Below are 25,594 nucleotides of genomic sequence, written 5' to 3'. Positions count from 1 at the left end.
CATCACGTCCGGTTGGGATTCACTGCGCACCCGCGGGCGGGCGCTTGAAGTCAAGGGTGGCAACCGGCATCAGTGCACCAGGTTGTTCACGATGTCGTTGTAGAACGCCAGGCCCATCAGGCCGGCGATCAGGGCAAGGCCGACGTATTGCCCGGCAGCCATGACGCGCTCGCTCACCGGGCTGCCCTTGACCAACTCGATAAGGTAATACAGCAGGTGTCCGCCGTCCAAGATCGGAATGGGCAGCAGGTTCAGGATGCCCAGGCTCAGCGACAGCAGGGCCAGGATGGAGAGGTACCAGGCCGCGCCCTGGCCGGCGAAGGCGTTCGTCGCCCGGGCGATGGTGACGGGACCGGCCACGGTGTTCTGCACCGAGACCTTCCCGGTGAAGGCGCGGCCGATCATCGCGAACAGCTCGCGGGCCTGGTGCGCGGTCTCGGCGAAGGCGGCTGGGATCGCCTGCAATGGGCCGTAGCGGCGCATCGCGTCGAACTCCGGGCGCACCCCGCGGGCCGGCTCGATGCCCAGCACCCAGCGTTGCGTACCGTCCTCGTCCGTCGCCTCGCGGGGCTGGATCTCAAGTGCCAGGCGTTCTCCGTCGCGTTCGACTTCGATCATCGCGAGGCCGCCCTGCGCACCCAACGCCTGCACCTGCGGGCCGATGCCGCGCCAGTCGGCGACCGGGTTGCCATCGATCGCGGTGATCCGGTCCCCTTCGGCAAGCACGCCCCAGGCCGCCGTGTCCGGAGAGACTCGACCCACCACGGCAGGTACGACGGCATGGCGCGGCGACAGGCCGATCACGCCGATTGCGTTCCGCTCGTCGAAGTGCTCGGGCAGTTGCGACAGGGGCAGTTGCAGGGTGCGTTCGGAGCCGTCGTCGCCGGTCACCCGGACGGGGACGTCTTCGTGGTCGAGCGCGGCGGGCAGCAGCGCCATCTGCACTTCGCTCCAGGTCGGCGTGGCGCGCGTGCCCACCGCCCGGACGGTGTCGCCGGCGCGAAGGCCAGCCTCGGCTGCGATGCGCTCGGCACCGCCCACCACCGGGGCGTAGTCCGGGCGCCCGATGACGAACATCCCCCAGAAGAGGGCCACGCACAGCAGCAGGTTGGCGACCGGGCCGGCGGCGACGATGGCGATGCGCCGCCAGACCGGCTTCCGGTTGAATGCCTGGTCGAGTTGGGCGTCCGGAACGTCGCCCTCGCGCTCGTCCAGCATCTTCACGTAGCCGCCCAGCGGGATCGCCGCCACGGCGTATTCGGTGCCGTCAGCGCCGCGTTTCATCCACAGCGGCTTTCCGAATCCGATCGAGAAGCGCAGCACGCGCACGCCACAGCGGCGTGCCACCCAGAAGTGCCCGTATTCGTGGATGCTGACCAGGACGCCGAGGCTGACCACCAGCCACCACAAGGAGCCGATGAGCTCACCCATGGCGGGTTCCTGTCGGGGCGGGAAGTGGAGTCATCGGGGCTGGACGGCGGCAGGCGACCTCCAGTTTACCGTCACGCCACGGGCCTTGGGGGCGGGTCATGCGGCGCGCGCCAGCAGGGCTTCCACGTGGCGCCGGGCCCGGGCATCGGCATCGGCCAGGGTGTCCAGGGTGTCGGCGGGCATCGCGGGCAATGCGGTCATCGTGTCTTCGATCAGGGCCGGAATGTTCAGGAAACCCGTGCGGCGCTGAAGAAAGGCTGAAACCGCCGTCTCATTGGCCGCATTCAGCAGCGCGGGACCGGTCCCGCCGCCGGCCAGCGCCTCGAACGCCAGACGCAGGCAGGGGAAGGCCTGCAGGTCGGGTGGCTCGAAGTCCAGCCGTCCGCCCTGGGCCAGCAGGTCCAGACCGGATACGCCGGAGCGGATCCGTTCCGGCCAGCCGAAACCGACCGCCAACGCGGTGCGCATGTCGGGCAGGCCGAGCTGGGCGAGGGTGGAGCCGTCGACGAATTCGACCAAGGAGTGCACGAGGCTCTGCGGGTGCACCAGCACGTCGATGCGCTCCCCGGGAACCCTGAACAGGTGATGGGCCTCGATGACCTCCAGGCCCTTGTTCATCAGCGTCGCCGAGTCCACCGAGATCTTGGGGCCCATCGACCAGCGCGGGTGGGCTACGGCCTGCTCGACGGTGACCGCCTGCAGCGACGCCCGGTCACGCCCGCGGAACGGCCCGCCGGAGGCGGTCAGGATGAGGCGCTGCAGGCCGGCATGGGCGGCCGCATCCGGCAGGCACTGGAAGATCGCATTGTGCTCGCTGTCGACCGGCACGATGGTCGCGCCGCCTGCCTCGGCCTCGCGCATCAGCAGCTCGCCGGCGAGGACCAGCGACTCCTTGTTGGCGAGCAGCAGGCGCTTGCCCGCCCGGGCCGCGGCCAATGTGGAAGGCAGGCCGGCTGCTCCGACGATGGCGGCGACCACCGTGTCGCACGCGTCGCCCGCGACCAGGTCGTCCAGGGCTTCCCCGGTGTGGGCATGCGTGTCCAGCCCGGATGCGCGGAGGCCATCGCGCAGCGCCGGATAGAGGCTGCGGTCGGCAATCACGGCGTGGCGCGGACGGTGGCGGCGGCACAGGTCGAGCAGGGCGTCGACGTTGCGCCCCGCCGCGAGCACGGTCGCGCGCAGCCGGTCGGGGTGCCGCGCGATCACGTCCAGCGCGGAGGTGCCGATCGAACCGGTGGCCCCGAGGACCGCGATATCGCGCGCCGTCGTCATCTCAGAACCCCAGCACCGCCTTGGCGACGGCGAAGGCGGGCAGGGCGGCAAGCACGCCGTCGAGGCGATCCAGCACGCCACCGTGGCCCGGGATCAGGTTGCTCGAGTCCTTCACGCCGGCATGCCGCTTGAGCAGGCTCTCGAACAGGTCGCCGACCACCGAGAACAGCACGGCGATGGCGGCGGCCAGCGCCACCCAGGGCAGCTGCGCAACGCTGGCGCCGGCGAACAGCCCCAGCGCGACACCGGTGACGACACCGGCCACGAGCCCCCCGATCAGGCCCTCGATGGTCTTGTTGGGGCTGATGCGCGGCGCGAGCTTGCGGCGGCCCAGTTTGCGGCCGGCGAAGTAGGCACCGCTGTCGGCGGCCCAGACGATCCCGAGCGCGGCGAAAAGCCAACGGTGGCTGCTGGCCGCGTCGCCACCGCCGTGGATCCAGGCGAGCGCGCACCACGCCGGCACCAGGCTCATCGTGCCGGCGGCGAGCTTGATCGCGCGCGCATGGGTGTCGTGGTCGCTGGCGAAGTTGAAATTGCGCAGCCACAGCAGGACCAGCAGCCACCAGGCGACGCCGACGATCGATACCAGTTGCAGCAGGACGTAACTGAATCCGCTGGCCGAGCGCGAGGCCCAGACCATCGCGACCATCAGCGTCAGGTTGGCGGCCAGCAGGACCGAGCGCGCCAGGCTGTCACGTACGTCGGCCAGGTCGAACCATTCCCAAAGCCCGGCCAGGAACACGACGGCGGCCAGCGCCATGAACCAGGGCGTCGGCAGGAAGAGGATGGCGGCGATCGCCAGGGGCGCCATCACCAGCGCGGCGAGCAGGCGGGTACGGGTCATGCGGAAGTCTCGTCGTGTGCCGGGGCCACCTGGGCGCCGGTCAGGCCGAAGCGGCGCTGGCGCCGCCCGAAGTCGTCCAGCGCACGTTGCAGCAGCGCCGCATCGAGCTCGGGCCACAGGGTTTCGGTGAACCACAGCTCGGTGTAGGCCAACTGCCACAGCAGGAAATTGCTGATGCGAAGATCGCCGCCGGTGCGGATGAACAGGTCCGGTGCCGGCAGGTCGGACAGGCAGGTGCGCGCGTGCAGGGCCGCTTCGTCGATCTGTTCCGGCGCGAGGCGCCCCGCGGCGACGTCCTCCGCGAGTGCCCGGGCGGCCTGCGCAAGGTCCCAGCGCCCGCCGTAGCTTGCGGCGATCGTCAGGTGCAGGCGATGGTTCCCGGCGGTCACGGACTCGGCGTGGGCCATGCGCTGGCGGATCGCGTCGCTGAAGCGCTCGCGTTCGCCGATGAAGCGGATGCGCACCCCGCGCCGATGCAGCTCCTCCACCTCGCGCTCGAGCGCGTTCAGGAACAGCTTCATCAGCGCGCCGACTTCGTCCTCCGGGCGCCCCCAGTTCTCGCTTGAGAACGCGAACAGGGTCAGTGCTTCGACGCCGCGTTCCAGGCAGAAGTCGATGCAGGCGTTCACCGCGCGCGCGCCCGCCCGGTGGCCGATCATGCGCGGTCGGCGCCGCCTTTCCGCCCAGCGCCCGTTGCCGTCCATGATGACGGCGAGGTGGCGCGGGATGCCGGTCGGGGCGACCGGCGCGATGGCAGGGTCCGATGTCATGGTGTCGACGGTACGACCCGTCAAACCGCCATCAGTTCCTGTTCCTTCGCCTTGACCACGTCGTCCACGTCCTTGATGGCGCTGTCGGTCAGCTTCTGGATCTCGTCCTCGCTCCGGCGCACGTCGTCCTCGGTGACTTCCTTTTCCTTCAGCAGCTCCTTGACCTGGTGGTTGGCATCACGGCGGATGTTGCGGATGGCGACCTTGGCGTTCTCGCCTTCCGCGTGGACCACCTTGGTCAGCTCGCGGCGACGCTCTTCGGTGAGGGCCGGCATGTTGATGCGGATCACCGTGCCCGCGGTATTCGGGGTCAGGCCGAGGTCGGAATTGATGATGGCCTTCTCGACCGCCGAGACCATCTGCTTCTCCCACGGCGTGATGGTCAGCGAGCGGGCGTCGGTCACGGCCACGCTGGCGACCTGGGTCAGCGGCATGTCGGAGCCGTAGTAGTTCACCTTGAGGCCATCCACCAGGGCCGTCGACGCGCGACCGGTGCGCACCTTGGTCAGGTCGTGGCGGAGCGCATCCACGCTCTTGCCCATGCGGGTCTTGGCATCTTGTTTGATCTCGTTGAGCATCGCCGGCTCCGGTCCTGTGTCGGTAACCGCCGGATTATATGCGATGCCGGGCCCGACCTAGTGGCGATGGCCCTCCCCGGGGGCGCCGTGCGGCGCGAGGACGTGCCGGTCGTGCTCGCATCCGCGGCCATGTTCCACCTGCAGGGTGGGGTGGTTGATGCCGAAGCGGGCGTTCAGTTCGCGGTTCAGCGCGTCGATGAAGGCATCGTGGTCATCGCGGGCGGGGCGGACGATGTGGGCCGTCATCGCGACTTCGCCGGCGCCCAGCGACCAGATGTGCAGGTGGTGCACGGCAGTGACGGCGTCCCGCGACTGCAGGAAGGCCTGGACTTCGGCCTGGTCGATGCTCGCGGGCACCGCGTCCATCGCGGCGTTGAAGCTTTCGCGCAGCAGGCCGAAGGCGCCGATCGCGATGACCACGCCGATCAGCAGCGCCGTCGCCGGGTCCAGCCATGCCCAGCCCAGCGCCTGCATGCCGAGGCCGGCGAGCACGGCCGCCAGTGATACCGCGGCATCGGCCACCAGGTGCAGGAAGGCGCCACGCCGGTTGAGGTCGTGGTCATGCCCGTCGCGTACCAGCCAGGCGCCGCCCAGGTTGACCGCGATGCCGATCGCGGCGACGACCACGACCGTCATCGCCGGGATCTCCGGCGGAGCGCTGAAGCGACGGACGGCCTCCCACGCCAGCGCGCCCGAGAACGCCGCCAACAGCAGCGAGTTCGCCAGTGGCGAAAGCAGGGTGGCGCGCCGCCATCCATAGGTGTGGCGTGCCGTGGGGGCGCGTCGTGCCAGCACCGCGGCGCCCCAGGCCAGGCCCAGCCCCAGTACGTCGCCGAGGTTGTGGAGGGCGTCCGACAACAGCGCCAGGGAGTTGATGGCAAAGCCGTACCCGGCCTCGAGCACCGTGTAGGCGAGGTTGATCAGCGTCACCGCGGCGAACGCGCGGGTGCCGTCGTGGTGGTGATGGTGTCCGTGCATGGGCCGAATCTGGCACGCGGTGGCAGCGGACACTATTACGGCGTGGCAGGTCGTCGGTGGGCCGCAGCCAGGCCTGCCTGTGCCGGACACGCCGTGAATACGTCCATGTAGGCTCGTATGCAGCATCCATGCTGCATACGGTCCGGCACAGGCAGGCCCGGCTACAGCCTAGATGGATTGCGGATGTTCCGTGGTCTACGGTCGCTGGCGGCTTGCCGAAGGCCTAGCTGCGGCCCGAGACCAGGGTGCCGATGTCCTCGCCCTGCAGGACGCGCAGCAGCACGCCGGGCTGGCCCATGTCGAAGATGCGCAGCGGCAGGCCGCTGTCGCGGCACAGCGCGAACGCGGCGGTATCCATGACCTGCAGGTTGCGCTGGATCACCTCGTCGTAGGTCAGCGTGTCGTAACGGACCGCGTCGGCGTGCTTCTTCGGGTCCTTGTCGTACACGCCGTCGACCTTGGTCGCCTTCAGCAGCAGGTCCGCGCCGATCTCGATCGCGCGCAGCGCCGCGCCCGAATCGGTGGTGAAGAACGGGTTGCCGGTACCGGCGGCGAAGATGACCAGCCGGCCCTTCTCGAGGTGGCGGATCGCACGGCGGCGGATGTAGTCCTCGCAGACGTCGTTGATCTTCAGCGCACTCATCACCCGCGCCTTGCCACCGAGTTTCTCCAGCGCGTCCTGCATCGCCAGCGCGTTGATGACCGTGGCCAGCATGCCCATGTGGTCGCCGGTGACACGCTCCATCCCGGAGGCGGCGAGGCCCGCGCCGCGGAAGATGTTGCCGCCGCCAATCACCAGGGCGACCTCGGCCCCGGCCTGCTGGGCTTCGATCACCTCCCGGGCCAGTCGCCCGATCATCTTCGGGTCGATGCCGTAGTCCTCGTCGCCCATCAGGGCCTCGCCGGACAGTTTCAGCAGGACGCGGCGATAGGCGAGTTCGGGCATGGGGGCGGGCCGGCAGGGGGACGCGGTGATTCTAGCCGAGGGGCCCGGGGCGAGGTAGGGGCGGGCGTTTCCCGAACGCATCCACGAACGAAAAAGGCCGCGGATGTCCGCGGCCTCCTTCGTGCTGCACGGCAGTGGCGATCAGGCCAGGCCGGCCTGCTTCATCACTTCGGCGGCGTAGTCCTCGACCACCTTCTCGATGCCTTCGCCGACGGCGAGGCGCTCGAACTTCACCACCTCGGCGCCGGCGGCCTTCAGCACGGCCTCGACGCTCTGGTTGGTGTCCAGCACGTAGGGCTGGCCGTACAGGGTGACCTCGTTGACGATCTTGTTGATCTTGCCGCCGATGATCTTCTCGAGGATGTCGGCCGGCTTCGCCTTGTCCTTGTCGGACATCTTGGCCAGCTCGATTTCCTTTTCCTTCTCCACGAAGTCGGCCGGCACGTCGGCCGCCTTGACGTAGGGCGGGTTCATCGCCGCGACGTGCATCGCCAGGCCGCGGGCCAGCTCGGGGTCGCCGCCCTTGAGCTCGACCAGCACGCCGATGCGGCCACCGTGCACGTACGCGGCGACGGTGCCGTCGGTGTCCACGCGGACCATGCGGCGCAGCTGCACGTTCTCGCCGACCTTGGCGATCAGCTCGGCACGGGTTTCCTCGACGGTCTGTCCGCCGATGGCGGCGCCCTTCAGCGCCTCGATGTCGGACACGCCGAGCGCGGCCTGGGCGACGGCCTCGGTGAAGGCGACGAAGTTCTCGTCCTTGGCGACGAAGTCGGTCTCGGAGTTGATCTCGACCAGCACGGCCTTGCCGCCGTCCTGGGCGGCCGCGACGCGGCCCTCGGCGGCCACGCGGCCGGCCTTCTTGTCGGCCTTGGCCAGGCCGGACTTGCGCAGGTTCTCGGCCGCGGCGTCGATGTCGCCGTTGGTCTCGGTCAGCGCCTTCTTGCACTCCATCATGCCGGCGCCGGTGCGCTCGCGCAGTTCCTTGACGAGGGAAGCGGTGATTTCAGCCATGGGGGTACCTCAGATGGTGGGGGTCGCCGGAGCGACGTGCGGGCGCGCGTGGCCATGAAGCCGGGCACGCCCCCAGGGGTGGGTCCCGCGACGCGGGAGGGGTCGCAGCCGCGCATGATCGCGCGGCTGCGTGACCGGCGCCTTACTCGGCGGCGGGGGCCTCGGCGTCGCCCGTCTTGGCGGGGGCCTTCTTCGCCTTGCGCACCGGCTTCTTGTCCTCGCCTTCGGCGGCGTCGGCGAAGTCTTCCTCGCGGACCGAAGCCGGGGTCGGCGCGGCGGCCTTGCCCTCGAGCACGGCGTCGGCGGCGGCACGGGCGTACAGCTGGACGGCGCGGATGGCGTCGTCATTGCCGGGGATGGCGTAGTCGACCAGCTCCGGGTTGTAGTTGGTGTCGACGACGGCGATGACCGGGATGCCGAGCTTCTTGGCTTCCTTGATCGCGATGTCCTCGTGGCCGATGTCGATCACGAAGATCGCGTCGGGCAGGCGGTTCATGTCCTTGATGCCGCCCAGCGAGGCTTCCAGCTTCTCGCGCTCGCGGCGCAGGCCCAGCACTTCGTGCTTGACCAGCTTCTCGAAGGTGCCGTCGGTCTCGGCGGCTTCCAGCTCCTTCAGGCGGGCGACCGACTGCTTGACGGTGCGGAAGTTGGTCAGCGTGCCGCCCAGCCAGCGCTGGTTCATGTACGGCATGCCGCAACGCTCGGCCTCTTCCTTGATGGCTTCGCGCGCGGAGCGCTTGGTGCCGAGGAACAGGATCATGCCGCGCTTCTGGGCGACGCCCGAGATGAAGTTCATCGCGTCGTTGAACAGCGGAACGGTCTTCTCGAGGTTGATGATGTGGATCTTGCCGCGGGCACCGAAGATGTACGGGCCCATCTTGGGATCCCAGTAACGGGTCTGGTGGCCGAAATGGACGCCGGCTTCCAGCATCTGGCGCATGGTGATCTGGGGCATGGGTGGAACTCCAGGCAGTGGAATCCGGCCGCCGGTTCAATGGGTGGCGGCTGCCGTGGCCAAGGGCCAGGGCAGGATTCCGGGGTTGGGCCTCCCCGCTGCTTCCGTGGCCGAACCGGCCTCCCTCGGGGGCATCCCCTGGGACGTCGGCACCCCGGCACGGTGCGTGGCAGCGGGTGTGTATTCGCCTGCGACCGGGGCGATCCCGGAAGCTCAGCGCCCGGCGTGGGCGCGCGACCGGCGGCGGATGTGCCAAGGGTCAGCCGATCAAGTATAGCGGGCTCCTGGCCTGTGGACAAGTTGATGCCGCGACGGCGGCCAAGTGGTCCATAATGGCGGGATGAGCATTTCCCTGAAGACCCCGGAAGAGATCGAGAAGATGCGCGTCGCCGGCCGGCTGGCCGCCGAGGTGCTGCAGGTCGTCGCCCCGCACGTCAGGCCCGGGGTGAGCACCGAGGAACTGGACCGCATCTGCCACGACCATATCGTCAATGTTCAGGGCGCGATTCCGGCCAACGTCGGGTACAAGGGGTTCCCCAAGACCGTCTGCACCTCCGTCAACAACGTCATCTGCCATGGCATCCCGAGCGAGGCCAAGGTGCTGAAGGACGGGGACATCATCAACATCGATGTCACGGTGATCAAGGACGGCTGGCACGGCGACACCAGCCGGATGTACGTGGCCGGCAAGCCCTCGGTGATGGCGCAGCGCCTGGTCGACGTGACCCGGGAGGCGATGTTCCGCGGGATCCGGGCGGTCCGGCCGGGAGCGACGCTCGGCGACGTCGGCCACGCGATCCAGAGCTATGCCGAATCCGAACGCTTCTCCGTGGTTCGGGAGTACTGCGGCCACGGTATCGGCAAGGTCTACCACGACGAGCCGCAGGTGCTGCATTACGGCCGTCCCGGTGCAGGCGTGGTGCTCAAGCCGGGCATGACCTTCACCATCGAGCCCATGATCAACGAGGGTGGCCGGCACACGCGCCTGCTTCCCGACGGCTGGACCGTGGTGACCAAGGACCGCAAGTTGTCGGCCCAGTGGGAGCACACCGTGCTGGTGACGGACGACGGTGTCGAGATCCTCACCCGCCTGCCGGGCGACGACAACGATCTGTGAGCGCGCCTGCCGCTGGCGATGCCGGTGCAGCGGGCTCCGACGCGGAGTGGGCGGCGCGTGCGCGCAGCGCACTGGCGGAGCATGCGAAGGCCCTGGCGGAGCGCTTCGACGCGGCGGTGGACGTCGACCGGCTGGTCGCCGAGCGCAGTCGCGTGGTCGACCGCCACGTGCTCGAGGCATGGCAGGCCTGCATTCCCGTCGACGCCCCGCTGGCGCTGTTCGCGGTGGGGGGCTACGGCCGCGGGGAACTCTTCCCGCACTCCGACATCGATCTGCTGGTCCTGAGCGGCGAGGACCTCGGCGCGACCGGTGACACGCGCCACGAAGATGCGCTGTCACGCTTCTTCACGCGCCTGTGGGACGCGGGCCTGCCGGTTGGGCATGCGGTGCGTTCCGCTGCCCAGTGCACCGAAGCCGCGGCGCAGGACATCACCGTGATGACCGCGATCCTGGAATCGCGTCCACTGGCCGCGGGCGCGGCCGACCGGCGCGCGCTGCAGGAGGCGGTCGCCCCCACCCGGGCATGGCCCGCGAACGCCTTCTTCGAAGCGAAGCGCCAGGAGCTGCGCGAGCGCCATGCCCGCCACGGCGACACCTCGGATAACCTGGAGCCCAACCTGAAGGACGGCCCCGGTGGCCTGCGTGACGTGCAGACGCTGCACTGGATGGCGCTCCGGATCATCGGCACCTCGGACCTGGAGTCGCTGGTGGCGGTGGGACAACTGGGCGCGGACGAAGTCGCATCGCTGGAGCGCGAGCGCAAGTCGCTGTCGCGCCTGCGTTTCGGCCTCCACCTGCTGGCGCGCAAGCACGAGGAACGTCTGCGTTTCGATTACCAGAAGCGGCTGGCCGAGCGCCTGGGCTACACCGACAGCGACGGGACGCTCGCGGTCGAGAAAATGATGCAGGGCTTCTACCGCAGCGCTTCGCTGGTGCAGCGGATCAGCGAACGCCTGCTGCAGCGGTTCGAGGAACAGATCGAGGGCGAGGCGATCCCGCAGCCCCTGGACGAGGCCTTCGAACTCCGGCGCGGCTACCTGGCCGCGCGCGACGATGCCTGGCCACGGGCGGCGGAGGACGTGTTCGCGCTGTTCGCCACCTGGGCGGGGCATGATGCGGTGCGCGGCCTGCATTCGCAGACGGCTCGGGCGTTGGCGGAAGCGTTGCCGGAATTCCCCGACTACGCCTCGGCCGGCACCGCCATGCACCAGGCCTTCATGGGCCTGCTGCGCGGGCCCGAACCCGTCGCCACCCTGACCCGGATGGCGCGACTGGGCGTCCTGGGGCGCTGGATTCCCGCGTTCGCGCGCGTTTCAGGCCGCATGCAGTTCGACCTCTTCCACGTGTACACGGTCGACCAGCACACCCTGGCGGTGCTGAAGAACCTCGCGATATTCGCCTCGGGCTCGCACGACGAACGCTTCACCCTCGCCAGCGAAGTCTGGCCACGGCTGAGGAAGCCCGAACTGCTGCTGCTCGCCGGCCTGTTCCACGACATCGGCAAGGGACGGGGCGGCGACCACTCGGAACTCGGCGCGGAAGACGCGCGGGTGTTCTGCGACACCATCGGCCTGAGCGGGGCGGAGTCGGGACTGGTCGAGTGGCTGGTGCGGCGTCACCTGTTGATGTCCACCACCGCGCAGAAGCAGGACATCACCGATCCGGGGGTCATCCACCGGTTCGCCACGGAGGTCGCGGATCGTGACCGGCTCGACCATCTCTACCTGCTGACCTGCGCGGACATCGCGGGCACCTCGCCGAAACTGTGGAACGCCTGGAAGGACCGGCTGCTCGCCGACCTCTACACGGCCACCCGCTTGGCCCTGCGTCGTGGCCTCGAGCATCCGCTCGCTGCGACCGAGCGCGCGGCGGAGAACCGGGAGGCGGCGCGCGCGATGCTGGCGGCCTTCGGAACGGGCGACGAGGAGATCGAGGCGCTGTTCGAGCGCATGCCTGAAATCGGCTTCCAGCGCGGGCGCCCCGACCACCTGGCCTGGCAGGCACTGTCGTTGCGTGGCATCCGGAGCGGGGATGTCCGGGTGCGCGTGCGCCCGGTCGCGGCCCATGCCAGTGCGCTCGAGGTGTTCGTTCACTCACCCGATCGCGATGGCCTGTTCGATGCCATCGTGGCCACCCTGGACAGGCTCGGCCTCGCCATCCAGCAGGCACGCGTGCACGACGGCCCCGATGGCACCATCTTCGACAGCTTCGAGGTCCTGCCCTCGGATCCGCGCCATGTGCCGGCCGAGCAGGAGGTGGAGCAGCGGCTGGAGTCCACGCTGACCGGCACCATCGACGACGTACGCCCGCCTCGGCGTACCCAGCCGAGCCATCTGCGGCATTTCCGCACCGCGCCGCAGATCGACTTCGACGAAACGCGCCCTCGCCTGACCCAGATCAGCCTGGTCTGTACCGATCGTCCGGGCCTGCTGGCCGAGGTGACGCGCACCTTCAGGACCCAGGCCTTGCGGGTGCACGAAGCCCGCATCGCGACGTTCGGTGCGCGCGCCGAGGACCTGTTCCAGGTTTCCCGGGTCGATGCCGAGGGCAACGACCGTCCACTTGATGAACCCCAGCGGCAGGCGTTGCGCCAGGCGCTGCTGGCCTGTATCGAAGGAGAGTAGAAGATGAGCCCCAAGACCCCGGCCACCGCCACGGACGAACTGCAGGCGGTGATCGAGAGCGCGTTCGAGCGTCGTGCAACCCTCACCGTGGACGAGATCGACGGGTCGACCCGTCCGGCCGTGGAGCGGGTCATCGACGGGCTGGAAGAGGGCACGTTCCGCGTCGCGGAACCGGACGGCGCCGGCGGCTGGCGGGTCAACGAGTGGCTGAAGAAGGCGGTCCTGCTGTACTTCCGCACGCAGGAAATGGAGGTGGTCGACGGTTGCCCCGCACCGTTCTGGGACAAGATCCCGGCCCGTTTCGAGGGCTATGACGAGACCGCGTTCCGCGCCACCGGCGCGCGCGTGGTGCCCGGCGCGATCGCCCGCCGCGGCGCGCACATCGGCAAGGACGTGGTGCTGATGCCGAGCTTCGTCAACATCGGCGCCCACGTGGGCGAGGGGACGATGGTCGACACCTGGGCCACGGTCGGTTCCTGCGCGCAGGTCGGTGCGCACTGCCACCTGTCCGGCGGTGCCGGCATCGGTGGCGTGCTGGAGCCGCTGCAGGCGACGCCGACGATCATCGAGGACCACTGCTTCATCGGCGCACGTTCGGAGGTGGTCGAGGGCTTCGTGGTCGGCCACCACAGCGTGATCGGCATGGGCGTGTTCCTCGGCCAGAGCACGCGCGTCTACAACCGCGCCACCGGCGAGATCAGCTACGGGTCGGTCCCGCCCTACAGCGTGGTCGTGTCGGGCCAGTTGCCGGCGGCCGATGGTTCGCATTCACTGTACTGCGCGGTGATCGTGAAGCAGGTCGACGCGAAGACCCGCAGCAAGACCAGCATCAACGACCTGCTGCGCGGCCTGGCGGACTGATCCGTGGTCACGCTGTATGGCCTGAAGAACTGCGATACCTGCCGGAAGGCGCGCAAGTGGCTGGAGCGCTTCGGCGTCGAGCATGCGTTCGTCGATTACCGGGACGAGCCGCGCACGCCTGAGACGCTGCTGGCGTGGCAGGCGGCACTGGGTGGTTGGGATGCGATGGTGAACAAATCGTCCACCACCTGGCGCAACCTGCCGGCGAACCGGAAGTCGCCCGGCAGCGATGCGGAGTGGAAGCTGCTGTTGCGCGAGCATCCCCAGTTGATCCGGCGCCCGGTGGTGGTGACGGACGATGGCATGATGTCGCAGGGGTTCAGCGACAATGGGTTCAAGAAGCGGTTCGGGGTTTGACGAGAGGCTGACGTGTGAGCGTTGGCGTTTGGCGTTCGCAGTGTGCCGTGAAGGGGTAGCCCCCTGCAGGACACGCCGTGAACCCATCCATGGGGGCTTTTCCGCAACATCCATGTTGCGGAAAGTCCTGCAGGGGGCTACCCCTCCACGGCCAGCACGCTTCGTTGGCAGGCGTGAAACACCTTCCGTGGTGCTGCCGGGAGAATTCTTGAGGAACTGGCTGTGAGTGACGTGCTTGACCTGACCCGCGACCTGATCGCCCGGCCTTCGGTGACGCCGGAGGATGCCGGCTGCCAGGCCCTGCTGGCGGCCCGGCTGGAAGCGGCGGGCTTCACCTGCGAGCACTTGCGCTACGGTGACGTGGACAATCTCTGGGCCACGCATGGCGACGGCGAGGGGCCGACGCTGGTGCTGCTCGGCCATACCGATGTGGTGCCGCCCGGTCCCGTCGAGGCCTGGTCGAGCGACCCGTTCGCGCCCGAGATCCGTGACGGCGTGCTGTACGGGCGTGGTGCCGCGGACATGAAGGGCAGCGTCGCGGCGTTCGTCGTCGCGGTCGAGCGCTTCGTCGCGGCCCATCCTGCGCATCGTGGACGCGTCGCCGTGCTGCTGACTTCGGACGAGGAAGGCGACGCGATCGACGGCGTGCGCCGCGTGGCCGACACCTTCCGCGAGCGGGGCGAACGCCTCGACTGGTGCGTGACCGGCGAGCCCTCGTCGAAGGATGTGCTCGGCGACCTGCTGCGCGTCGGACGACGTGGCAGCCTGTCGGCGCGATTGAGCGTGCATGGCGTGCAAGGCCATGTCGCCTATCCGGACAAGGCACGCAACCCCATCCATCTCGCCCTCGGCGCACTGGACGCGCTGGCTTCGCGGCGGTGGGACGAGGGCTACGAGTCATTCCCCCCGACCAGCCTGCAGATCAGCAACATCCACGCAGGGACCGGTGCCAACAACGTGATCCCGGGCGAAATGGAGGTGTTGTTCAACCTCCGTTACAACCCCCACTGGGACGCCGACCGGCTGGTGGCCGCCTGCGAGGAGATCCTGCGGGACCACGGCGTGGACTTCGACATCCGCTGGCACCGCAGCGGCGAACCGTTCTACACCCCGCCAGGCGAACTGCGCGATGCCGCGCGCGACGTGCTGGCCCGGTTCAGCGGTGGCACGCCCGAGGAGAGCACCGGCGGCGGCACCTCGGATGCGCGCTTCATCGCGCCGCTGGGGGCGCAGTGCATCGAGGTGGGACCGGTGAATGCGAGCATCCACCAGGTCGACGAACACGTCCGTGTCGCCGACCTCGAGGCCTTGCCTGACCTTTATCTGGCGCTGCTGGAGAAGCTGCTGGCCTGACGGCCCATGACCTCCGGCGACACCGCGCGCGGCGGCGAGGCCTTCAACGGCTCGCCAGCAGGGCGAGCAGCGGCACCAGGTTGAACAGCAGGATGCCGATCTTGTAGACGGACATCGCGCCGTAATGCATCGCATCGAAGGCGCTTCCGGACAATGTGAACCAGCGGCCGTGCGTCCGGTACATCCAGTCGCGCGCGCAGACGAGCATCAGCATCCAGATGGCCAGCACCGCGTAGTTGATCGCCAGGCACCAGGCGAGGAAAGGGATCAGGCGTTCGATGTCCATGGGGTCTTCGCTTTCCGGATACAGGCGTCCGGATTCAGGGTGTCGTGGGTAGCAGTTGCAGGGAATGCCGGGCATCACCCGGCAGGAACGGCGACGGGCGGCCGTGCACCCAGTCGTCGTGGCCCGCACCCCAGTACGGGGAGAGCGGATGGCCGCTCTGGCCGCCCGGCATGTGCGCGATCCCCTCGTCCTCCCGCCCGGGTGCCACCACCATGCGCTCGGATGCACCGAAGTCCGGCGCCTGCACGCGGGGCATGTCGGTGTCGCCGGGCAGCGGGTCCGCGGGCATGCACAGCCAGCGGCGGGTCAGGGCCGGCAGCGCGCGCTGGAGGGGATGGCAGATGTCGGCGGTATTGCGCTCGCCCCAGCGGCGCTGGCCGAGCGGGACGCCGGCCGCCTCCGCCTCCGCCCGGAGGGCCCGTGCCGCGTCCTCGAACAGGGCCTGCCATGAGTCGAAGCGCGCGGGCAGCAGGTGGGCCGGCTGTTGTTCGACGAGCGGCCAGGCCACGCCCTCCAGTTGGGGCAGCTTGGGCATGTGGAACCGGTCGCCGAGTGCCACCTGCGCCGGCGCGGTGAGGCCTTCGGCGATGCGCGCGTGGACTTCATTGCGCCAGTCGCGGACCAGGCGATAGTCGACGGCATCCACCGCTGCCCGACCGGTCCATTCGTGCGCGGCGACGGCGACGGCCCCCAGCGCCGGCGTGCCGGCGCGCGCGGCTTCGTCCTGCAGGAGTCGCCACCAACGTTCCAGGAACAGCGCGCGGTCGTCCAACTGGATCGCCAGCAGGTCCGCCTCGTCGAACCGGTCGCGCGAATGCAGGGCGTCCCGGATCTGCAGTGCGCGAGCGCCGAGCGCGTAACCGCCATCGCCCACGGCGGACAGCATCGCACCGTCCACGACCCGGCTGTTGGCTGTCCATAGCCGGCCCTCTGCCGGATCAGCGAGGCTGATGCCGGTCGAGGATTGCAGGGGCCAGGGAGGACAGGCTGACGCGGGGTTGAGGACGGTACCCCGTTCCGGGGGCGTCGCGTCGCAGGTGGCCGCGCGCTCAGGCAGGGGGCCGAGCAGTCGCCAGGCGATCCGGCCATCGCGGTCGCCCACCAGCAGGTTCTGGGCCGGGATGGCTGCACGATTGGCGGTCTCCAGCACGTCGTCCACCGTGCGGGCATGCAGGAAGTCCATCAGGCCCACGCTCAGGGCGCCCGGCTGGTGCGCGACCCAGCGCAGCGCCAGTGCGCTGCCGTCCGGATCGCGATGGATCACGGGCCCCCACGCCGTTTCCTCCACCTCAAGCAGGACCGGGTCGCCTCCCGCCACGTCGATGCGCTCTTCGTGCCACTGGCGGGCGTCGCATCCGGGGGCGGCAGGGTCTGGGCACGACGGTACCTGCTGCCAGTCGAGCCAGTCGCCATAGCTGTTGGTAAAGGCCCAGGCCACCCGGCCGTTGCTGCCGACGACCACGGCCGGCAAGCCCGGCAAGGTAAAGCCGCTCGCATCGACCCGCCCGTCCGGCGCCGCCGCGTCCGGGTAGAGCAGGCGGGCCCGGAACCACAGGTTGGGCGCGCGCAGCCCGAGGTGCATGTCGTCGGCCACGATGGCGCCCCCATGCGCTGTGTGATCTCCCGACACGGCGAAGTTGTTGCTGCCGGGCGCCTGCAGCGGGGCCAGCCGATGCGGTGCTGGAGCGGGCGGCTTCGCCAGCAGGCGGAGGTCCAGCGCCGTGGCGGCGGGCAGCACGGCATCGCCCACGGCCTCGCCTGTAAGGGGTGCGTCCCAGCGGCTGCCCGCATGCGTGAGGAGGTCCCAAAGCGCCGGGGGCAGATGGGGCTGCATCTCCCACAATGCGAGCTCGCGCGCGTTGGCCGCGTCCTGGAGGTCGAAGTACATGGCGTACCCGACCAGTGCGCTGTCCTCGATCCGCCACTGCTCCGGCACCTGGCGCAGCACCAGGTACGGCCACGGGCGCACGTCGAGGCCGTCGAGGCCGGCGTTCACGCCTTCGACATAGGCCTCCAGCAGGTCGTGGTGGCCGGCGCTGAACTGCGCCACGTAAGTCCGCGCACGATCACGCATGCGATGCACGCGCAGGCGTTTGTCGGTGTCGATCGCGGCCGGGCCGAAGAGCGCCGCCAGCTCGCCGGCGGCCGCGCGGCGCATCAGGTCCATCTCGAAATAGCGCTCCTGCGCGTGGACATATCCCAGCGCCCGCATCGCATCGGCCGGCGAGCGGGCCTCGATGGTCGCCACGCCCAGCGCGTCGCGGTCGAGCCGTGCCGGAGCCGCCAGGCCGGGGAGCGACGCCTCGCCCTCGAGCCGGGGCAGGCTGCCCCGCACCAGGGCCGTGCCGGCCAGGGCGAGCAACAGCACGAGCGCGACCAGTGCCGCTGCCGTCCATGCCAGTCGGCGTCTCCATCTCCCCGTCGTTGTTGCGTGCACCCGTTCAGCCCCTGCCGTCCCCATGGCCCACGATGGTGCCACGTTGGCGCCGCATACGTTTCAGATGAAAGCGCCGCTTGCGTCGCGGCGGGGGCTCGGGCAGGATCGCCGCATGCCCCGTATCCATGCCAATGCCGACCTCATCGCCTGCGCCCCTGGCGTGGTCGCGGCGCTGCGCAACCACAACGTGAATACCAACACCCGCCCCGCTGGGGCCGGTGATTAGCGCGTAGGCAATACAAACGTCGCTCTCCCCGGCCCGCACCGAAAGTGCGGGCTTTTTTATTGATCGGCACAACGGCGCCCCGGGAGGGGCCCCGCCGAAAACAGACAAAGGAGTGGACCCATGTGCTCGATCCTCGGAATTTTCGGCCTGCAGCCAGGCGACGACGTCGTCGCCCTTCGTCGGCAGGCCCTGGAGCAGTCCCAGCGCCAGCGCCATCGCGGGCCCGACTGGAGTGGCGTGTTCGTCGACGAGGGCGCGATCCTCGTCCATGAGCGGCTGGCGATCGTGGATCCGGCGGGCGGCGCGCAGCCGCTGCGATCCGCCGACGGACGCCTGGTCCTGGCCGTCAATGGCGAGATCTACAACCACCGCGCACTGGAGCAGTCGCTCGAGCAGCCCTACGACTTCCAGACCGGTTCCGACTGCGAGGTCATCAATGCCCTCTATCGGCAGGCGGCGGAAACGGGCCGAACGGGGGCGTGGCTGGATCGCCTCAACGGCATCTTCGCATTCGCCCTGTGGGACCGGGAACGCCAGCGCTACCTGATCGCCCGCGATCCCATTGGCGTCTGTCCGCTCTACTGGGGCCACGACGACGCGGGTCGGCTGTGCGTGGCGTCCGAGATGAAAGCGATTGCGCCCACCTGCGCGGATGTCGCGCCGTTCCCGCCCGGCCACGTGTACGACAGCGCCACTGGCGAGCTGCAGCGTTACTACGATCGCCCGTGGCGCGACCACGAAGCGACCCGCGACGTGGCGGTCAGCCCGAAGGCCCTGCGCGAGGCCTTCGAAGCCGCCGTGCACCGGCAGCTGATGTGCGACGTGCCGTACGGCGTGCTGTTGTCGGGCGGGCTGGACTCGTCGCTGGTGGCGGCAGTCGCCGCGCGTTTCGCCCGCCGCCGCATCGAGGAAAACGACGCATCCGAGGCCTGGTGGCCACGCCTGCACTCCTTCGCGATCGGCCTGGAGGGCTCGCCCGACCTGAAGGCCGCGGCGGTGGCGGCGGAGGCGCTGGGCACCGTGCACCACGGCTTCACCTACACCTTCGAGGAGGGCCTGGATGCGTTGCCCGAGGTGATCCGGCACATCGAAACCTATGACGTCACCACCATCCGCGCGTCGACGCCGATGTTCCTGCTGGCGCGGCGGATCAAGGCGATGGGCGTCAAGATGGTGCTGTCCGGCGAGGGCAGCGACGAAGTGTTCGGCGGGTACCTCTATTTCCACAAGGCGCCGGATGCCCGAGAGTTCCACGACGAGACCATCCGCAAGCTCGATGCCCTGCACAACTACGACTGCCTGCGTGCGAACAAGTCGATGATGGCCTGGGGCGTCGAGCCGCGGGTGCCCTTCCTTGACGTGGACTTCCTGGACGTGGCGATGTCGATGGATGCATCGCACAAGATGGTCGGCGCGGACGGGCGCCGGCGGATCGAGAAGGCGGTCCTGCGCGAGGCCTTCGAGGGTTACCTGCCCGAGTCGATCCTGTGGCGCCAGAAAGAGCAGTTCAGCGATGGCGTGGGTTACGGCTGGATCGACGGCCTCAAGGCGCATGCCGAAGCGACCGTCAGCGACCGCGTGTTCGCGGCGGCGGCGAGTCGCTTCCCGGTGAACCCCCCGCAGAGCAAGGAGGCCTACCTGTACCGCCACCTGTTCGAGCAGTTCTTCCCGGGCCCCGCATGCGCCGCGACGGTGCCCGGCGGCAAGTCGATCGCCTGCTCCTCGCCCGCGGCAATTGCCTGGGACGCGGCGTTCGCCCATGCCGCCGACCCTTCAGGCCGTGCGGTCGCGGGGGTGCACGAGGCCGCGGTGGCCTGAGGCCGACGAGTCGCTGGAGGCGGGTTCCCGGCCGCCTCCAGTGCTGGAGCGTGCGTGCGCCGGCGGCGCGGCTACTCGACCGCCAGGCCCTCGACCTTCTGCCAGCCGCGCGGCAGCAGGCCGCCACGCGCGGCGCGCGAGCCGAGGTAGCCGTCGAGGTCCTTCCACGACAGGGACATGGTGCGCGCGCCGGACTTGACCGAAAGGGTGCCGCCCGACGGCACCACCGCGATCGCGACGACGCGCTCGGTGCCGAGCTTGGCCTTCGGAATGTCGATCAGCTTGTTGCCCTTGCCCTTGTCCAGTTCGGGCAGCTCCGACACGGGGAACGCCAGCAGGTGGCCAGCGGTGGTGGCGACCACGATCCGGTCCTGGCCCATGTCGTTGACGGGCGCCGGTTGCAGCACGCTCGCGCCCGGGGTCAGCGACAGCATCGCCTTGCCGGCCTTGTTGCGGCCGGTGAGGTTCTCGAAGCGGGTGACGAAGCCATAGCCGTGGCTGGATGCGATGACGAGCCGCTGGTCGTTCTCGCCACTGGCAACGGCTTGGAACGACGCGCCTGCGGACGGCGAAAAACGACCCGTGAGGGGTTCGCCGTTGCCGCGCGCCGATGGCAGTGAATGAACGATGGTGGAGTAGGCGCGGCCGGTCGAGTCGAGGAAGGCCACCTGCTGCGTACTGCGACCGCGCGCCGCGACCAGCAGGCCGTCGCCTTCGCGGTAACTCAAGCCGGCGGGGTCGATGTCATGCCCCTTCGCCGCGCGCACCCAGCCCTTCTCGCTGACGACGATGGTCATCGGCTCGCTGGGGACGAGGTCCGATTCGGACATCGCCTGTGCCGCATCGCGCGCGACCAGCGGCGAACGGCGCGCATCGCCGAACTTCTTCGCATCGGCCAGCAGCTCGTCCTTGACCAGCTTGCGCAGCTTGGCCTTGCTTCCGAGCGTAGCGATGAGGCGGTCGCGTTCCGCATCCAGCTCGGACTCCTCGCCGCGGATCTTCATCTCCTCCAGGCGTGCCAGCTGGCGCAGCTTTGTCTCGAGGATGTAGTCGGTCTGGTCATCGCTCAGGCCGAAGCGCGCCATCAGCACCGGCCTGGGCTCGTCCTCGCTGCGGATGATGCGGATCACCTCGTCGAGGTTCAGGAAGGCGATGAGCAGGCCTTCCAACAGGTGCAGGCGGCGCTCGACCTTCTCCAGGCGATGCTTGAGGCGGCGGGTGACGGTGTCCAGGCGGAAGCCCAGCCATTCACCCAGGAAGGCCTTCAGGCCCTTCACCTGCGGGCGACCGTCGAGGCCGATCACGTTGAAGTTGACCCGGTAGCTCTTCTCCAGGTCGGTGGTCGCGAACAGGTGGCCCATCAACTGGTCGATGTCGACCCGGTTGCTGCGCGGCACCAGCACGATGCGCGTGGGCGTGGCGTGGTCGGACTCGTCGCGCAGGTCTTCGAGCCAGGGCAGCTTCTTGGCGCGCATCTGGCTGGCGATCTGCTCGATCACCTTGCCGGGCGAGGCCTGGTAGGGCAGGGCGGTGACGACGATGTGGGTCCCTTCTTTCACGTACACGGCGCGGGCGCGGACGCTGCCCAGGCCGGTGTCATACATGGCCAGCAGGTCGGCGCGGGGCGTGATGATCTCCGCCTCGGTCGGGTAGTCCGGCCCGAGCACGTGCTCGCAGAGATCGCGGGTGCTGGCGTCGGGATCCTCGATCAGGCGGATCGCCGCACTGACGACCTCGTTGAGGTTGTGCGGCGGGACGTCGGTGGCCATGCCGACCGCGATGCCGGTCGTGCCGTTGAGCAGCAGGTGCGGCAGGCGCGCCGGCAGCCAGGTCGGCTCCTCGAGCGTGCCGTCGAAATTGGGGGTCCAGTCCACCGTGCCCTGGCCGAGCTCGCCCAGCAGGACCTCCGCGATCGGTGTCAGCTTGGCTTCGGTGTAGCGCATTGCCGCGAACGACTTGGGATCATCGCTGGAGCCGAAGTTGCCCTGGCCCTCGATCAGCGGATAGCGGTACGAGAACGGCTGGGCCATCAGCACCATCGCCTCGTAACAGGCGCTGTCGCCGTGCGGGTGGTACTTGCCGATGACGTCGCCGACGGTGCGCGCGGACTTCTTCGGCTTCGCGGCCGCGTTCAGGCCGAGCTCGCTCATCGCGTAGACGATCCGGCGCTGCACCGGCTTGAGGCCGTCGCCCAGGAAGGGCAGGGCGCGGTCGAGCACCACGTACATCGAGTAGTCGAGGTAGGCGCGCTCGGCGTATTCCTTCAGCGGGATCTGCTCGAAGCCGTGGAACGCGGGTCGTACGGTTTCAGTCATCGGCGGTGCGGTGCGTCCGGGGATGTGGGCATTGTATCGGCAGGCCGTCGCAGGAGCGGCGACGGCCCGGGGCGAATATCCGCGTCAGCGGTGCAGGTCGCCCGCGTGTTCGGGCTGGTAGTGGATCGCCAGCAGCTCCAGGTGGCTCATGCGGCCGCCCGGCAGGGGCCAGTCGATGGTCTCGCCGACGCGCAGCCCGAGCAGGGCGCTGCCGATCGGCGCGAGGATCGATACGCGGCCGGGCGTACCGTCGGCGTCGCGGGGATAGACGAGGGTGACCTCGCGGGTCTCGCCGCTGTCGAGGTCGCGGACCCGGGCGGTGGAATTCATGCTGACCACGTCGGCCGGCAGGTCGGCGGGCTCCACGACCTCGGCACGCTCCAGTTCGGCCTCGAGGCCGCGGGTGTCGATGTCGCGTGCGGCAGGGGATTCGAGCAGGGCCTCGATGCGCTGGACATCGATGCGGGACAGCACGAGGGGCGGGGGGATCGGGCGGGTCATGGTGGCTCCAGTGACAAAACGGGCGGCCCATCGATTGGGCCGCCCGCGGGTGGGTGTCTGCCGACCATAGCGCTGCCCCCGTGGGCGGGCAACTTCCCGCCGTCGCGGCGCCGCTGGAGCGTGCGGGAGTGGGCGGCAAGGGACACGCCCTGAATATTTTTCCGAAGAGGCATTGACAAGCGCACCGGCGCCACGCAACATACGCGGCTCGCACTGCTGCTGCAGCGCGAAATGCCCAGGTGGCGGAATTGGTAGACGCACTAGCTTCAGGTGCTAGCGGGGGCAACTCCGTGGAGGTTCGAGTCCTCTCCTGGGCACCACGCATTCCGCATCGGACTACCAGCCGATGCAACAAAGACCCCGCCCCGTGCGGGGTTTTTTGCGTCCGGACGGCGGATGCGGCATGGCGCGTTCTGCGACGCGATCGCCGTCGCGGTCCTCACGGCCGGCATGCTGCCGCTCTGTCATCATCCCCCCATGTCCAAGAAAACAACGAAGCGCGGCAAGGCCGGCCGCAAGGCAGCCAGTCCCCCAGCCTCCAAGGCCCGTCCCGCGAAGGCCACCGGCCAGCAGAAGAAAGGCGGCAAGCGCCTGCCCGCCTGGATGCCCGAACCCGAGACCCGCGGCCCGCGCCCGGGTCCTCGCAAGCGATCCGGCCTGGCACCCGCACGTGCGGACGGACGCGATCCGCATGCCGAGCGCGAGGCGGCCCGCTACGCCAACCCGATTGCCAGCCGCGAGATGATCCTCGGCCTGCTGGTTGCGGCCGACGGGCCGTTGACCGCCGAGGAACTGGCCGGACGCCTGTCGTTGACGGAGCCCGAGCGCTTCGATGCGCTGACGGCCCGCCTGCGTGCGATGGTGCGCGACGGCCAGTTGCTGCAGAACCGCCGGGGCGGCTTCGCGCCGGCCGAGCAGATGGACCTGGTGCCGGGCGTGGTGATCGCGAATCCGGATGGTTTCGGCTTCCTGCGCCCGGATGGCGGCGGCGACGACCTGTTCCTGCCACCTTTCGAGATGCGCAAGGCGATGCACGGCGACCGCGTGCTCGCCAGCCTGACCGGGATGGACCGGCGCGGCCGCTACGAGGGCGCGATCGTCGAGGTGCTGGAGCGGCGACTCAATCGCCTGATCGGCCGTTTCACCGAGGAAGTCGGCATCACCTACGTCGTACCCGACGATCCGCGCATCCAGCGCAACGTGATGATCCCGGCCGATGCCCGCGGCGACGCCCGTCCCGGCCAGCTGGTGGTCGCCGAGATCACCCAGGCCGCGGATACGCGCCGGCCGCCAATCGGCCGCATCCTGACCGTCCTCGGCGAACGCCTGACCGCGTCGCTGGCGGTGCAGGCGGCACTGCATGCCCATGAGATCCCGCACGAGTTCCCGCAGGCGGTGCTCGACGAGGCTGCGGCGGTCCCGTTGGAGGTGGATGCGGCGACCGCGGCGAAGCGGCTCGACCTGCGCGCGCTGCCCCTGGTGACCATCGATGGCGAGGACGCCAAGGACTTCGACGACGCGGTGTGGTGCGAGCCCAATCGCGACGGGTTCCGCCTGGTCGTCGCGATCGCCGATGTCTCCCACTATGTCCGGCCCGGGACGCCGCTGGACGACGAGGCACAGCTGCGCGCGACCTCGGTGTATTTCCCGGGCTTCGTCGTGCCGATGCTGCCGGAGACGCTGTCCAACGGCATCTGCTCGCTGAAGCCGAAGGTCGACCGCCTGTGCTTCGTCTGCGACATGCAGGTCGACCGCCAGGGCGAGGTGACCCGTTCGGAGTTCCATGAGGCGGTCATGCATTCGCATGCGCGCCTGACCTACACCCAGGTCTGGAATGCGATCGGCGAGGGCATCCCGGAAGAGGACCATGCCGCCGCGCTTGCCGTGGTCGGCGACCTGCTTCCGCAGGTCCAGCATCTGCACCAGCTGTTCCAGATCCTCGTGAAGGCGCGCGAACGTCGCGGTGCGATCGAGTTCGAAAGCAGTGAAGTGCGCTTCGTCCTCGACAACACCGGCGAGGTGGTGCAGGCCGGCATGCTCCAGCGCAACGATGCGCACAAGCTGATCGAGGAGTGCATGATCGCGGCCAACGTGGAGGCTGCGCGCTTCCTGATGGCGCACCACGTGCCCGCGCCGTATCGCATCCATGAACGTCCGCCGGAGCAGAAGTACGCGGACCTGCAGGAGTTCCTGAAGGAGTTCAAGCTGCGCATGCCACCGTGGCCGAAGGTGCAGCCGCGCGACTTCACCCAGCTGCTCAAGCGGATCCGCGAACGCCCGGACGCGGCCCTGATCGAGTCGGTGCTGCTGCGCAGCCAGTCGCTGGCGGTGTACGCCCCGGACAACAGCGGCCATTTCGGCCTGGCGCTGGATGCCTACGCGCATTTCACCTCGCCGATCCGCCGCTACCCGGACCTGATGGTGCACCGGGCGATCAAGCACGTGCTCTCGGGCCGGTCGCCGGAGAAGTTCACCTACTCGCCCAGCGAGATGGCCCACCTGTCGCTGCAGTGCTCGGAGCGCTCGCGGCGCGCCGACGAGGCCCAGCGCGAAGTCGACGAGCGCTACCGGGCCGCGTGGATGGAGCAGCACGTTGGCGGCGAGTTCAGCGGCGTGATCAGCGGGGTCACCAGCTTCGGCCTGTTCGTCGAGCTGGACGACTCGATGGTCAATGGGCTGGTCCACGTGACCCAGCTGCCCCACGACTACTATCATTTCGACCCGATCCGGAAGACGCTGACCGGCGAACGCAGCGGCCGCGAGTTCAGGCTCGGCGACCGTGTCGACATCATCGTGATGAAGGCCAGCGTCGAGGACCGCAAGATCGATTTCAAGCTGGCCGAGTCGCGCGGGGTCAAGGCACCGCCGCCGCGTGGCCAGCCGGCCCGGCGCAGCAAGCAGAAGTATTGAG

20 protein-coding genes and 1 tRNA gene are annotated in these 25,594 nt (G+C 69.3%); 8 read left to right on the top strand and 13 right to left on the bottom strand.

Annotation, left to right across the window (positions count from 1 at the left end; all coding sequences use genetic code 11):
- Window positions 1-69: 69 nt before the first annotated feature.
- The 9 genes from rseP to rpsB all read right to left on the bottom strand — a co-directional run bounded on the left by rseP (window position 70) and on the right by rpsB (window position 8,788).
- Window positions 70-1,431, bottom strand: a complete 1,362-nt coding sequence (gene rseP, locus H4F99_RS12925) for an RIP metalloprotease RseP (RefSeq protein ID WP_182670161.1) — start codon at window positions 1,429-1,431, stop codon at window positions 70-72.
- 96 nt (window positions 1,432-1,527) lie between these two features.
- A complete protein-coding gene (locus H4F99_RS12920) occupies window positions 1,528-2,703 on the bottom strand; it encodes a 1-deoxy-D-xylulose-5-phosphate reductoisomerase (protein WP_182670160.1) in 1,176 nt (391 codons plus the stop codon).
- Between the two features lies 1 nt (window position 2,704).
- Window positions 2,705-3,547, bottom strand: a complete 843-nt coding sequence (locus H4F99_RS12915) for a phosphatidate cytidylyltransferase (protein ID WP_182670159.1) — start codon at window positions 3,545-3,547, stop codon at window positions 2,705-2,707.
- Window positions 3,544-4,317: a polyprenyl diphosphate synthase gene (gene uppS, locus H4F99_RS12910; RefSeq protein WP_182670158.1), complete on the bottom strand. Its 774-nt coding sequence runs from the start codon at window positions 4,315-4,317 to the stop codon at window positions 3,544-3,546. Before uppS ends, H4F99_RS12915 begins: the two co-directional genes overlap by 4 nt.
- Before the next feature lie 20 nt (window positions 4,318-4,337).
- Entirely contained in the window at window positions 4,338-4,895 is a 558-nt protein-coding gene (gene frr / locus H4F99_RS12905; RefSeq protein ID WP_182670157.1) for a ribosome recycling factor, read from the bottom strand.
- Window positions 4,896-4,952: 57 nt separating this feature from the next.
- The gene (locus H4F99_RS12900) at window positions 4,953-5,873 is read right to left on the bottom strand and encodes a cation diffusion facilitator family transporter (protein ID WP_182670156.1); all 921 of its coding nucleotides are present in this window, start codon (window positions 5,871-5,873) and stop codon (window positions 4,953-4,955) included.
- Between the two features lie 223 nt (window positions 5,874-6,096).
- Window positions 6,097-6,819, bottom strand: a complete 723-nt coding sequence (pyrH, locus tag H4F99_RS12895) for a UMP kinase (RefSeq protein WP_182670155.1) — start codon at window positions 6,817-6,819, stop codon at window positions 6,097-6,099.
- A 141-nt stretch (window positions 6,820-6,960) separates the two neighbouring features.
- Complete coding sequence (gene tsf, locus H4F99_RS12890) at window positions 6,961-7,833, bottom strand: translation elongation factor Ts (protein WP_182670154.1); 873 nt, start codon at window positions 7,831-7,833, stop codon at window positions 6,961-6,963.
- 142 nt (window positions 7,834-7,975) lie between these two features.
- Window positions 7,976-8,788 carry a 30S ribosomal protein S2 gene (rpsB, locus tag H4F99_RS12885; RefSeq protein WP_182670153.1) on the bottom strand — a complete coding sequence of 271 codons (813 nt, stop codon included), beginning with the start codon at window positions 8,786-8,788 and terminating at the stop codon, window positions 7,976-7,978.
- A gap of 340 nt (window positions 8,789-9,128) precedes the next feature.
- On the opposite strand from rpsB, the gene map reads away from it, so the two are divergent.
- From map to dapE, 5 genes are all read left to right on the top strand, one after another.
- The gene (map, locus tag H4F99_RS12880; RefSeq protein ID WP_182670152.1) at window positions 9,129-9,905 is read left to right on the top strand and encodes a type I methionyl aminopeptidase; all 777 of its coding nucleotides are present in this window, start codon (window positions 9,129-9,131) and stop codon (window positions 9,903-9,905) included.
- On the top strand, window positions 9,902-12,529 hold the full coding sequence (gene glnD / locus H4F99_RS12875) for a [protein-PII] uridylyltransferase (protein WP_182670151.1): 2,628 nt from the start codon (window positions 9,902-9,904) through the stop codon (window positions 12,527-12,529). The genes map and glnD overlap by 4 nt, the downstream gene beginning before the upstream one ends.
- A 3-nt stretch (window positions 12,530-12,532) precedes the next feature.
- On the top strand, window positions 12,533-13,390 hold the full coding sequence (gene dapD / locus H4F99_RS12870; protein WP_182670150.1) for a 2,3,4,5-tetrahydropyridine-2,6-dicarboxylate N-succinyltransferase: 858 nt from the start codon (window positions 12,533-12,535) through the stop codon (window positions 13,388-13,390).
- A 3-nt stretch (window positions 13,391-13,393) separates the two neighbouring features.
- Complete coding sequence (locus H4F99_RS12865; protein ID WP_182670149.1) at window positions 13,394-13,747, top strand: Spx/MgsR family RNA polymerase-binding regulatory protein; 354 nt, start codon at window positions 13,394-13,396, stop codon at window positions 13,745-13,747.
- 222 nt (window positions 13,748-13,969) lie between these two features.
- Window positions 13,970-15,100, top strand: a complete 1,131-nt coding sequence (gene dapE, locus H4F99_RS12860; protein ID WP_182670148.1) for a succinyl-diaminopimelate desuccinylase — start codon at window positions 13,970-13,972, stop codon at window positions 15,098-15,100.
- Window positions 15,101-15,143: 43 nt separating this feature from the next.
- On the opposite strand, the gene H4F99_RS12855 is transcribed toward dapE, so the two are convergent.
- Window positions 15,144-15,386 (bottom strand): DUF6868 family protein, encoded by a 243-nt coding sequence (locus H4F99_RS12855; protein ID WP_182670147.1) that lies wholly within the window; start codon window positions 15,384-15,386, stop codon window positions 15,144-15,146.
- A gap of 34 nt (window positions 15,387-15,420) precedes the next feature.
- Window positions 15,421-17,847: a penicillin acylase family protein gene (locus H4F99_RS12850; RefSeq protein WP_182670308.1), complete on the bottom strand. Its 2,427-nt coding sequence runs from the start codon at window positions 17,845-17,847 to the stop codon at window positions 15,421-15,423.
- Between the two features lie 322 nt (window positions 17,848-18,169).
- On the opposite strand from H4F99_RS12850, the gene asnB reads away from it, so the two are divergent.
- The gene (gene asnB / locus H4F99_RS12845) at window positions 18,170-19,867 is read left to right on the top strand and encodes an asparagine synthase B (RefSeq protein ID WP_182670146.1); all 1,698 of its coding nucleotides are present in this window, start codon (window positions 18,170-18,172) and stop codon (window positions 19,865-19,867) included.
- Window positions 19,868-19,938: 71 nt separating this feature from the next.
- On the opposite strand, the gene parC is transcribed toward asnB, so the two are convergent.
- Window positions 19,939-22,182, bottom strand: a complete 2,244-nt coding sequence (gene parC, locus H4F99_RS12840) for a DNA topoisomerase IV subunit A (RefSeq protein WP_182670145.1) — start codon at window positions 22,180-22,182, stop codon at window positions 19,939-19,941.
- 84 nt (window positions 22,183-22,266) lie between these two features.
- On the bottom strand, window positions 22,267-22,683 hold the full coding sequence (gene rnk / locus H4F99_RS12835) for a nucleoside diphosphate kinase regulator (protein ID WP_182670144.1): 417 nt from the start codon (window positions 22,681-22,683) through the stop codon (window positions 22,267-22,269).
- Between the two features lie 233 nt (window positions 22,684-22,916).
- Between rnk and H4F99_RS12830 the strand changes: the two genes are divergently transcribed.
- Together H4F99_RS12830 and rnr are read left to right on the top strand one after the other, a co-directional pair.
- Window positions 22,917-23,003: transfer RNA gene (locus H4F99_RS12830), tRNA-Leu, on the top strand.
- A 157-nt stretch (window positions 23,004-23,160) separates the two neighbouring features.
- Window positions 23,161-25,593, top strand: a complete 2,433-nt coding sequence (gene rnr / locus H4F99_RS12825) for a ribonuclease R (RefSeq protein ID WP_182670143.1) — start codon at window positions 23,161-23,163, stop codon at window positions 25,591-25,593.
- Window position 25,594: the final 1 nt, after the last annotated feature.

It is taken from the genome of Marilutibacter penaei, from assembly GCF_014145395.1.
Lineage (GTDB): Bacteria > Pseudomonadota > Gammaproteobacteria > Xanthomonadales > Xanthomonadaceae > Marilutibacter > Marilutibacter penaei.
The sequence above is the reverse complement of the archived record's forward strand: the minus strand, read 5'-3'. Positions and strand labels throughout refer to the sequence as shown.

What these genes read in the sequence shown, in the direction of transcription:
- dapD (WP_182670150.1), top strand. Translation starts at nt 12,533, where the DNA reads ATGAGCCCCAAGACCCCGGCCACCGCCACGGACGAACTGCAGGCGGTG.
- H4F99_RS12850 (WP_182670308.1), bottom strand. Translation starts at nt 17,847, where the DNA reads ATGGGGACGGCAGGGGCTGAACGGGTGCACGCAACAACGACGGGGAGA.
- rnr (WP_182670143.1), top strand. Translation starts at nt 23,161, where the DNA reads ATGTCCAAGAAAACAACGAAGCGCGGCAAGGCCGGCCGCAAGGCAGCC.
- asnB (WP_182670146.1), top strand. Translation starts at nt 18,170, where the DNA reads ATGTGCTCGATCCTCGGAATTTTCGGCCTGCAGCCAGGCGACGACGTC.
- rnk (WP_182670144.1), bottom strand. Translation starts at nt 22,683, where the DNA reads ATGACCCGCCCGATCCCCCCGCCCCTCGTGCTGTCCCGCATCGATGTC.
- H4F99_RS12855 (WP_182670147.1), bottom strand. Translation starts at nt 15,386, where the DNA reads ATGGACATCGAACGCCTGATCCCTTTCCTCGCCTGGTGCCTGGCGATC.
- rseP (WP_182670161.1), bottom strand. Translation starts at nt 1,431, where the DNA reads ATGGGTGAGCTCATCGGCTCCTTGTGGTGGCTGGTGGTCAGCCTCGGC.
- H4F99_RS12900 (WP_182670156.1), bottom strand. Translation starts at nt 5,873, where the DNA reads ATGCACGGACACCATCACCACCACGACGGCACCCGCGCGTTCGCCGCG.
- map (WP_182670152.1), top strand. Translation starts at nt 9,129, where the DNA reads ATGAGCATTTCCCTGAAGACCCCGGAAGAGATCGAGAAGATGCGCGTC.
- H4F99_RS12915 (WP_182670159.1), bottom strand. Translation starts at nt 3,547, where the DNA reads ATGACCCGTACCCGCCTGCTCGCCGCGCTGGTGATGGCGCCCCTGGCG.
- parC (WP_182670145.1), bottom strand. Translation starts at nt 22,182, where the DNA reads ATGACTGAAACCGTACGACCCGCGTTCCACGGCTTCGAGCAGATCCCG.
- frr (WP_182670157.1), bottom strand. Translation starts at nt 4,895, where the DNA reads ATGCTCAACGAGATCAAACAAGATGCCAAGACCCGCATGGGCAAGAGC.
- rpsB (WP_182670153.1), bottom strand. Translation starts at nt 8,788, where the DNA reads ATGCCCCAGATCACCATGCGCCAGATGCTGGAAGCCGGCGTCCATTTC.
- pyrH (WP_182670155.1), bottom strand. Translation starts at nt 6,819, where the DNA reads ATGCCCGAACTCGCCTATCGCCGCGTCCTGCTGAAACTGTCCGGCGAG.
- H4F99_RS12920 (WP_182670160.1), bottom strand. Translation starts at nt 2,703, where the DNA reads ATGACGACGGCGCGCGATATCGCGGTCCTCGGGGCCACCGGTTCGATC.
- uppS (WP_182670158.1), bottom strand. Translation starts at nt 4,317, where the DNA reads ATGACATCGGACCCTGCCATCGCGCCGGTCGCCCCGACCGGCATCCCG.
- tsf (WP_182670154.1), bottom strand. Translation starts at nt 7,833, where the DNA reads ATGGCTGAAATCACCGCTTCCCTCGTCAAGGAACTGCGCGAGCGCACC.